Below are 8018 nucleotides of genomic sequence, written 5' to 3'. Positions count from 1 at the left end.
CCGAAGAGCAGTCCGCGCCGCGGCAGTTTCCGCGGGGCACCGGGCTCCTCACTGCCCGCGGTTGCGCCTGCGGGCCGCTGGTCCCCGGCGCTCATTTTGAGGTCGACGACGGCGCCGAACCGGGTGCGCTGCCGGTGCTGGAGGGCTGGCCGTGCGACATGCCGGTGCCTTCTTCTTCGACATAGTTCTCGTTGGCGCCGCTGAAGTCCTTCGCCACGGCGGTGAATTCGAAGCTGCCGCCGCCGGCCAGCTCCAGCGTGAACGTGACGTCAGCACCGGGGTTGATCGGCGCGGTAAGCCCCATCAGCATGATGTGGTTGGCGCCTGGCTCAAGTTTCAGTTCGCCGCCGGCAGGGATCACAAAGCCGCCCTGCTTGGCCTGCATCTGCATGGCGCCGTTGGGTCCCATGGCTGTTTCGTGCAGCTCGACCATCCGGGCCGACGGGGTCGAGGCGCCGGTGACGGTGATGTCGGCGTCGGAGGTGTTCTTGAGGACGCCGAAACCGCCGGTCATACCGGAAACGGCGGCCTTGACCCACGGCTGGCTGACCGCCAGCGCGGCGGCCGCATTGGCCGGGGTGGTGGCGGTGACAGACGGGGATGGTGCCGGCGTCGAGGCTGAGGGGGCGCAACCGGCGAGTGCCAGGGCCGCCGCCGCGAGAAGGGAAAGGGTAGGGTAAGCGAGCTTCTTGGACATGGTGATACTCCTGAATCGTCGCAGCCGGCCGCAGCGGGCCGGCCCGGTAAGTGTTATTCGCTGGGGGATTGCGTGTTGCGCTTGATGCGCCGAAGGCCGATAAATGCCAGGTAGATGCCGAGACCGGCGGCCGCAGCGGTTCCGGCGGCAGGCATCCAACCCGGTACGCCGTCACCGGTGCCGTTTGCGGCGGCCCCGCTGGGTTCACTGCTGGCACCAGCGCTGGCGGAGGCCGCCGGCGGCGCGGCGGCAGGATTGCCGACATGAATCCGGTAGCCGCCACTGATCGGGTGACCGTCTGCAGAGACCACCCGCCAGCTGACCTGATAGCCGCCGTCGGGGAGTTCCGGGAGCGCCTGGGTCAGCGTTTCCCGGGTGAGGACCGGTGCGCCGGCCACCCAGTTCTTGTCGTTGTCATCGACGACCCGGACCTCATGGCCGAGCGCCAGCAGGGGCGAACTGAAGGACAGGATGATGCTGGCGGGACTCTTGTTCAGGCGCTCATCGGGCGCTGGACTGGACGAAATCAGCTGGTCGTGGGCGAAGGCCGCCGGTGCTGCTGGGAGGCTGGCGCCTACGCAGAGCAGGAGGGCAGCGAGCAGTGTTGCTCCCAAGCCAGGATTCCGCCATGTTTTTAAGCTATTTCTTGTCATGGCTGCTTCCCGCCCCGGCGCTGTCTTGGCAGCGTTGCGGGGCGTATCGGGTGAAGGCGCAGGGCGCCTAGGACACGAGCGGAAGCAGGGGAGGTCCGCGGTGGCGCATCACCAGCAGGGGCGCGCCGAGGTTCCGCAGCGGCCTGACGGGCCGGTTGGCGGGCAGGGCGGCTGCGGCCGGACACGCCGGCAGGGGCTGGAAAAGCGGGAGGAAAGCCGTCACGTGCAGCCGCATCGCCTGCACCAGCCGGACGGCGGCGACCTCGCCGTGGCGCAGGATGGCCACGGTCAGGACGGCGGCAACGGCGTGTCCCAGCCACATCAGCGGCGAGGCGTGGTCCGCCGTGGGGGAAAAGACCGTTCCGGCGGCAGGTTCCAGCAGGGACGAGTGGGTCAGGTGGCCGCCGGCCGGAGCACCGGAAACATGCGGAGCCGCTGCCCAGCTGAAGACCCAGTGGAAGAGTCCCTGGCTCAAAGCCACGCCGGCGGAGAGCCGCCACAGGGACAGCCCGCGGCCCGTGAGTGCGGTGCAGGCCAGCCCGGACAGGGCCAGCGTCAGGAGGAGCAGCGGAAGTTCGGGAGCGTTCCCGCCGGCCAGGAAGTGCGAACCGGCGGCGATGGAAGTCGCGACGGCGGCGCCAATCCAGCCGCGTACAAGGCGCAGACCGCGTGCCGTCATTCTTCCTCCTTGCTCACGGGTAATTCTACCGGCTGTCGAAGACTTCATTGGTGCCTCCTGGGGTTCCGGCTCGGATACCAGGCGGGTGTGATGCAGTAACGTCATAATGCCAGCAGCTTTGTGGAGTAAATCGGTCGGGAGAGACGTGAAGGATCACCAGGGGCCAGCGTCCGCTTCCCGCGCGGGGCGTACTGTTGAACGGACCAAGGGCAGCCCTCTCTGGAAAGCCGTCAGCGCCGAGCTGCTGCAAGAAGTCCTCGCCGGGGCGTTTGAGGCAGGTTTCCCCGGTGAACTGGAACTGGCCCAACGCTTTGGAGTAAGCCGTGGCACGATCCGGGCCGCCCTGGCACCCTTGCGCGATGCCGGGCACATCACCGCGCACCGCGGGAAGAAGCCTACGGTGGTCGCCGGAAGAAGTACGGCGTACGGACCGATCTACAGCGTCCTGGCGTCCATCCGGGAGTCGGGGATGAAACACCGGAGTGTGGTCCTGGAACAGCACCTGGTGGCCAACCCGGAGGTGGCGGCAAAGCTTTCCCTGGATCCGGACGCCGAGCTCTTCCACCTCTCGAGGGTCCGCCTCGCCGACGGCGAGCCGATCGGCCTCGACCAGGTCTGGCTCCCCGCAGCGACCGCCGAGAAGCTGCTGGAGGCGGACTTCCGTGACGCGTCCCTGTACGGGGAGCTCGACCGGCGCTGCGGCGTCGTGCTTGACGGCGGCACGGAGCAGCTCACTGCCGTGCTCGCCACCCCCGCACATGCGGCCCTGCTCGGGTGTCCGGAGGGCTCCGCGTTGTTGCTGATCGAGCGGACCGGCTGCCACCGGGCGCGCGACCTCGAATTCCGGCGCAGCTATGTCCTGGGCGACCGGGTGGCCATCGCGACCGCCTTTGGCTGCAAGGCCACGCCGCTCCGCCGGGACTAGGGGGCCGCCGGCACGCGAGGCACCGGGCAACGGTCCTCAGAGGTGGCCCTCTTCGCGAATGCCCACAGCAGCAGGGCGATGGAGAGGGCCGCCAGCAGGGGCTGGATCGGTTCGAAGTACTGCATGGCGCCGGACGTGCCGAGGGCCAGCAGAACGAGCTTGTTGCAGACCGGGCAGCCCACGGCAAAGAAAGAGACGATGGTGCCGGCAGCCCCGAAGCGGCCTTTGCTGTCGGACTCTTCCGTGCCGTCCTCGTCGTCGGCCGCGGGTTCACGGGAAACGTAGGTGGCCAGCAGCAACCCGGTGAGGACGGCCGTGACGCCGAGAACCGGGAAGGACCACCAGGTCGGCGGGACCTCGCGGCTGAAAAGCGGCGTATCGATCAGGTCCGTGGGCACCGCCACCACGATGTAGGTGAGGACGGCGACGCCGGCCGCGGCCAGCCAGCGCCGCGCCGGCCACTGCGCCAGGGCAGCAAGCAAGGTTTCACATTTACTGCGGATCATCGGTCATCCCTGTCTTTGGCTGGTACGGGCCGGCGGCACTGGCGGTCCGGTTGGCCGTGGTCTCCGGCGCATTGTGTTGGCTGGCGGCTTCGGGGGCTTTTCGGTGGGTCGTGGGTGGCTCGTTTCGCCGGTTCTTGAAATACAGTGCCATGCCGATCGCGAGAACGAGGGCGGCGACCCCGGCGACAGCGGCATCGGGGATGCCGGCGGCTGCCTCGGTGGCAACCGATTCTGCCCGGAACTGGTCCTGAACGGTCAGCATGCCGCCCAGCCCCGCCGTCCCGTCGCTGATCAGCAGGAGCACGCCGATGCCGACGGAAATGAGGCCGGAAATGATCATCAGCCAGGAGTTCGACCACGCCCCGATGGTGAGCGGCCGCGGACGCAACCAGCGGCGGCCGGAGATGCCCAGCCGGTCCCACAAGAGGGCCAGGACAAAGAGCGGCAACGCCATCCCGAGCGCGAAGACTGCCAGCAGCGCGCCACCGTAGGCGGCGTTGCCGCCGACTGCCGCGACGGTCAGGATGGAGCCCAGAATGGGCCCGGTGCAGACCCCGGCGACGCCGTAGACGGTTCCCAGGGCGAAGACGGACAACCGGGATGACCCGGTGCCCGCCGTTGGCGTGAGCCCGGAGGGAAGCCGGATGGCGGCGATCTGGGCGGCGCCCAGGACCATCAGCAGGGCCGCCGAAACGCCGACCAGGACTGGCCGGTGCAGCGTGACAAGGGAGCCGAGAACCCCGGCAAATATGCCCAGCGGCACCAGGGTGCTCAGCAAGCCCAGATAGAACAGCCCCGTCCGTGCCACCAGCCGGGTCGTGGTGGAAAAGGCGTAGGCAAAGAAGGCCGGCAACAAGAGGGCGGAGCAAGGGCTCAACAGGGTCAGGACGCCGCCCAGGAATGCGCCAGCGTAGCCGATGTCCATCAGTTGCCCCTGGCCGACTTCAGTGCGGCGTCGATGGCTTTCTCAAAGCTGGCCAGCGGCTGGGCCCCAACGAGCGGGGTGTCGTTCACCAGGAAGGTGGGGGTGCCGGTGGCGCCCAGGGACGCGGCCTCCTGGGCGTCCTTCGACACCGCCGCCTTGAGGTCGGCGGAGTCCAGATCCGCTTCGAACTTCTTCAAATCAGGGACTCCCGCGTCGCCGGCAAGCTGGACGAGCCGCTCCCGGGGCAACTCTGCGTGGCCGCGTTCCGGCGCGATGGCGTAGACCGCCTTGTTGAATTCCCAGAACCGGCCCTGCTCGGCGGCCGCACGTCCGGCGACAGCAGCGGCGGACGACTCCGCCCCGAAGACCGGCAGGTCGCGCCACTCCACTCTCAGGTCGCCGCGGTCGACGTATTTCGCCACCAGCGGGGGAAGGGTGTCTCGGGAAAACAGCCCGCAGAAAGGGCAGCGGTAGTCGGCATACTCCACCAGGACGACCGGAGCATCCTGGCTTCCGATTGCGGTCGGATCGTCTGCTATCCGGCGGGACATGTCCAGTTTTTCGCCGGCAGGGCTCTTGGGGTCCTGGGATTGCTGCTGTTGTTCGGTGGCGTCTTTTTGGGCCGCTGCACCTTGGTAGGAGAGCAGTCCCACGAACAGCAGCAGCACGGCGATGCCCAGTGCAGGCAAGACAATCGATGCAGTGCGGGGGCGTGGCTTGGCGGCTGCAGGCCCGGGCTTGGTCAAAGTGGGCATCCGGACTCCTCAGGCGTTCCGTCGAGGAACGAAATGTTTAGACATTTGATAGTCTGCGAGGCTACGTGACATATGTGGCGTTGTAAAACACCCAAAACCCCACTTGGGGACCCGGGCGGGAAGCTGGGCCGCTTTACGCCGGTCCGTCTTCGAGGGAATGTTTGTACATTTCCAAGGGGCAGGCGCTAGCATGCAGGAAACGACCGGCCCGGCTCCGAAGCGGGCGGGCCATCCGCGCCGAAGGAGATCGCATGTCTGAATTTGCGTCCGACTGCCATGCCGAGGGCACCGTCGAAAACGGCGGGACCCGTCGGGGCGAGCGCGCGGGGCGGGGCCGGCGCGGGCTCGTGGCCCATTCGGCCGGTCCTTTGCCGGATGACGCACTTGCCGGGGTGCTACGCAGCAGCCAGAACGCTGTTGCGGCGCTCGGACCAGGGGTTCCCATCGAGGCTGTCATCCAGGGGCCCGGGGTGGCGCACTTGGCGGAGGGCTCGGTTTTCGGTGAAGCCATCTCCGCCGCCGTCGCCAGCGGCGTCCGGGTGCTGGCGTGCGGGAACAGCCTGCGGTCGGCGGGGGTGGCTGCGGAGCACCTGCTGCCCGGCGTCGGGATGGTTCCGGCGGCCATCGCCCACCTTGCCGAACGTCAATGGGACGGCTGGGCTTACCTCCGCCTGTAGCCAGTACCCGCTCTCCCTGTCAGCTCAGCCCTGCGGCCGCGGCTTTGTGGGGAAAAGCGGGCGGCAGTCGGTGCAGACGTCGACGTCCGAATCTCCTGATCCGCTGCGGCCTAGCGTGACCTTGCGCTCCAGCTCCAGTCGACCGTGCAAGGCCCATGCCATCACGGCCAGGGACAGCAGTCCGACGGCGACCTGGACTGACGGAAGCGCTTCCCTCGCCGAGCTCGCCCACACCGTGCCGAAGAGGCCCAGGACGGGCCAGCGCAGATCGCACAGCGTCGCCGCCGCGCCGATCGGTGCGTTCACGTAGCTCCCAGCCAGGAAGCCGGCCAGGATCGAGCCCGCACCCACTAGGGCGTAGCCCGTCCAGCCGGTGCCGACGCCGGCAATCATGCCGTTGGCAGCCACCAGGAAGACAGCGGCAAAGACCGCCGCAGCGATGGACGTGGCCACCCGTGCCCTGGACCAGTTGCGGAGCACCTGCGGGAGCTGCCGCAGCCTGCTGCGGCTTGCGGGTGCCTCGGCCGTGACCGGGCGGGTGTTCTCTTCGGGTGTGCTATTGACGGTCATGGCTGCTCCTGGTCTTGGGCGGGACGCCGTGGCTGCAGGGCTGTCCAGATGATGACAGTGGCCACCAGGGCGATGGAGAGGAAACCGAGCCCGGAATACCCGACGGCGGCCAGCACCGGTCCGGCCAGCGCGCCTCCGGTCGCCCCGGCCGCGTTCATGCTCAGATCCGACACGCCCTGGATCGCCGGCCGGTCCTGCACATGCGCCGACTCGGCCACGAGGGCAGACCCGGCAACCACCGAGGCAGACCAGCCCAGCCCCAGCAGGATCAGGCTCGTGGTGACGGCGGTGCCGGAGTCCGGCGCGAGTCCGGCCAGGACGAGTGACACCAGCAGCATTGCCTGGCCCAGCAGGATGGTGGGCAGCCGCCCGACCTTGTCCGCCATCCAGCCGAAAACGGGAGACAGTGCGTACATGCCGGCGATGTGCAGGCTGATCGTCAGGCCCACCACCGTGAGGCTGGCCCCATGGTCGCGCAGGTGCACGGGCGTCATGGACATGAGCGCCACCATCGTGGCGTGGCTGAGGGCGACGGCGGCCACCGCATACCTTGCCCTGGGGTTGCTTCGCAGAATCCTCAGGCCGCTCTTGGGCTTGGGTGCTGCGAGATCGGTAACCCGGGAGGCCATCGCGGTGAGGAGGGGGTCGGGCCGCAGGCCCGTTGCATAGACGACGGCGGCCGCCAGTTGGGCGGCCACGGAAAAGGCGAAAGCGCCCGTCAGCGGGGGCAGGCCAAGGGCGGCCCCGACGATCTCGCCGGGCCCGAACAGGTTGGGACCCAGGACGGCGCCGATCGTGGTGGACCACACCACGATCGAGAGGTCCCGGCCCCGGGACCCGGGGCGGGACAGGTCGGTTGCGGCGAAACGGGCCTGCAGATTCACGGCGGAGCCCGCGCCGAGGAGCATCAGGCCCAACAGCAGCAACGGGAAGACGCCCAGCGAGGCGGCGGTGATTGCCGTGACGGCACCCGCCCCGGCAATCAGGGCGCCGGTGGACAGCGAGACCCGCCGGCCGCGGGCCTGGGCCAGCCGGGCCAGGGGGACGGCGGCGAATGCGGCGCCGAGGGTACTCATCGTGGCGGCCATGCCGGACCACGCGTTGGACCCGGAAAGCTGCGCTGCAAGCAGGGAGCCCAGGGAAAGGGTCGCTCCCATGCCGATGCCGCCGAGGATCTGGCCTCCGACGAGCACGGAGACAACGCGGCGTTGCAGGCGGGGAATTTCCGGTCCGGGCTGGGCCTGGGGTGCGAGACTTCCCGGTCTGGTGGGCTGGACTGGCTTCAGGCCTTCCGGCCGTTCATGTGTGCTCATGGTGATCCTTCGCTGCTCCCGGGCATGGCCCCTGCGGCCGGGACACTTTCAATATACCCTATGGGGTATTATTGTTGTATGTAGGTGCTGCATCCGCGGCACCCCGATTTTGGAGATCCTATGTGCGCTGCAGTTCGTTGTAATCGTTGCGGAAAAATCACTTGGGCCGGCTGCGGCGAGCATGTCGACTCGGTCATGGCCGATGTACCCCAGGACCAGCGCTGCACCTGCGGCGACTAGGGCAAAACACTGATGACCCGGGATCTATGAGCCCCGGGATTTACGATCGGGGCCGGTCCGGGTCTAGTCCGGGACCGG

At 68.4% G+C, this 8018-nt stretch carries 10 protein-coding genes; 2 read left to right on the top strand and 8 right to left on the bottom strand.

The genetic code is table 11. The features are described from left to right. Nucleotides 1-91 precede the first annotated feature (91 nt). From K789_RS0121300 to K789_RS0121290, 3 genes are all read right to left on the bottom strand, one after another. Nucleotides 92-697: a copper chaperone PCu(A)C gene (locus K789_RS0121300; RefSeq protein WP_024368509.1), complete on the bottom strand. Its 606-nt coding sequence runs from the start codon at nucleotides 695-697 to the stop codon at nucleotides 92-94. A 53-nt stretch (nucleotides 698-750) separates the two neighbouring features. Then, nucleotides 751-1311: a copper resistance CopC family protein gene (locus K789_RS23770; protein WP_024368508.1), complete on the bottom strand. Its 561-nt coding sequence runs from the start codon at nucleotides 1309-1311 to the stop codon at nucleotides 751-753. Between the two features lie 106 nt (nucleotides 1312-1417). Then, a complete protein-coding gene (locus K789_RS0121290; RefSeq protein ID WP_024368507.1) occupies nucleotides 1418-2029 on the bottom strand; it encodes a hypothetical protein in 612 nt (203 codons plus the stop codon). Between the two features lie 145 nt (nucleotides 2030-2174). On the opposite strand from K789_RS0121290, the gene K789_RS0121285 reads away from it, so the two are divergent. Beyond that, nucleotides 2175-2954, top strand: a complete 780-nt coding sequence (locus K789_RS0121285; protein WP_051181222.1) for a GntR family transcriptional regulator — start codon at nucleotides 2175-2177, stop codon at nucleotides 2952-2954. On the opposite strand, the gene K789_RS0121280 is transcribed toward K789_RS0121285, so the two are convergent. Genes K789_RS0121280 through K789_RS0121270 form a run of 3 tightly spaced genes read right to left on the bottom strand, consistent with a single transcriptional unit; the run spans nucleotide 2951 to nucleotide 5140 of the window. After that, on the bottom strand, nucleotides 2951-3460 hold the full coding sequence (locus K789_RS0121280) for a hypothetical protein (RefSeq protein ID WP_029705623.1): 510 nt from the start codon (nucleotides 3458-3460) through the stop codon (nucleotides 2951-2953). The genes K789_RS0121285 and K789_RS0121280 overlap by 4 nt on opposite strands. Beyond that, entirely contained in the window at nucleotides 3447-4385 is a 939-nt protein-coding gene (locus tag K789_RS0121275) for a cytochrome c biogenesis CcdA family protein (RefSeq protein WP_024368506.1), read from the bottom strand. The genes K789_RS0121280 and K789_RS0121275 overlap by 14 nt, the downstream gene beginning before the upstream one ends. After that, on the bottom strand, nucleotides 4385-5140 hold the full coding sequence (locus K789_RS0121270) for a DsbA family protein (protein ID WP_024368505.1): 756 nt from the start codon (nucleotides 5138-5140) through the stop codon (nucleotides 4385-4387). The genes K789_RS0121275 and K789_RS0121270 overlap by 1 nt, the downstream gene beginning before the upstream one ends. 251 nt (nucleotides 5141-5391) lie before the next feature. On the opposite strand from K789_RS0121270, the gene K789_RS24820 reads away from it, so the two are divergent. Further along, nucleotides 5392-5817, top strand: coding sequence for a DsrE family protein (locus K789_RS24820; RefSeq protein ID WP_024368504.1), 426 nt, complete (start codon nucleotides 5392-5394; stop codon nucleotides 5815-5817). 24 nt (nucleotides 5818-5841) lie between these two features. Here K789_RS24820 and K789_RS0121260 read toward each other — a convergent pair whose 3' ends face one another. Together K789_RS0121260 and K789_RS0121255 are read right to left on the bottom strand one after the other, a co-directional pair. After that, nucleotides 5842-6387 carry a hypothetical protein gene (locus K789_RS0121260; RefSeq protein WP_024368503.1) on the bottom strand — a complete coding sequence of 182 codons (546 nt, stop codon included), beginning with the start codon at nucleotides 6385-6387 and terminating at the stop codon, nucleotides 5842-5844. Further along, entirely contained in the window at nucleotides 6384-7700 is a 1317-nt protein-coding gene (locus K789_RS0121255) for an MFS transporter (protein ID WP_024368502.1), read from the bottom strand. Before K789_RS0121255 ends, K789_RS0121260 begins: the two co-directional genes overlap by 4 nt. Nucleotides 7701-8018 lie beyond the last annotated feature (318 nt).

Origin of the sequence: Arthrobacter sp. TB 26 (genome assembly GCF_000427315.1) — a bacterium.
Lineage (GTDB): Bacteria > Actinomycetota > Actinomycetes > Actinomycetales > Micrococcaceae > Arthrobacter.
The sequence above is the reverse complement of the archived record's forward strand: the minus strand, read 5'-3'. Positions and strand labels throughout refer to the sequence as shown.

Excerpts from the sequence above, each read along its gene's own strand:
- K789_RS0121280 (WP_029705623.1), bottom strand. The coding sequence starts at position 3,460 with ATGATCCGCAGTAAATGTGAAACCTTGCTTGCTGCCCTGGCGCAGTGG.
- K789_RS0121275 (WP_024368506.1), bottom strand. The coding sequence starts at position 4,385 with ATGGACATCGGCTACGCTGGCGCATTCCTGGGCGGCGTCCTGACCCTG.
- K789_RS0121300 (WP_024368509.1), bottom strand. The coding sequence starts at position 697 with ATGTCCAAGAAGCTCGCTTACCCTACCCTTTCCCTTCTCGCGGCGGCG.
- K789_RS0121290 (WP_024368507.1), bottom strand. The coding sequence starts at position 2,029 with ATGACGGCACGCGGTCTGCGCCTTGTACGCGGCTGGATTGGCGCCGCC.
- K789_RS0121255 (WP_024368502.1), bottom strand. The coding sequence starts at position 7,700 with ATGAGCACACATGAACGGCCGGAAGGCCTGAAGCCAGTCCAGCCCACC.
- K789_RS24820 (WP_024368504.1), top strand. The coding sequence starts at position 5,392 with ATGTCTGAATTTGCGTCCGACTGCCATGCCGAGGGCACCGTCGAAAAC.
- K789_RS0121270 (WP_024368505.1), bottom strand. The coding sequence starts at position 5,140 with ATGCCCACTTTGACCAAGCCCGGGCCTGCAGCCGCCAAGCCACGCCCC.
- K789_RS0121260 (WP_024368503.1), bottom strand. The coding sequence starts at position 6,387 with ATGACCGTCAATAGCACACCCGAAGAGAACACCCGCCCGGTCACGGCC.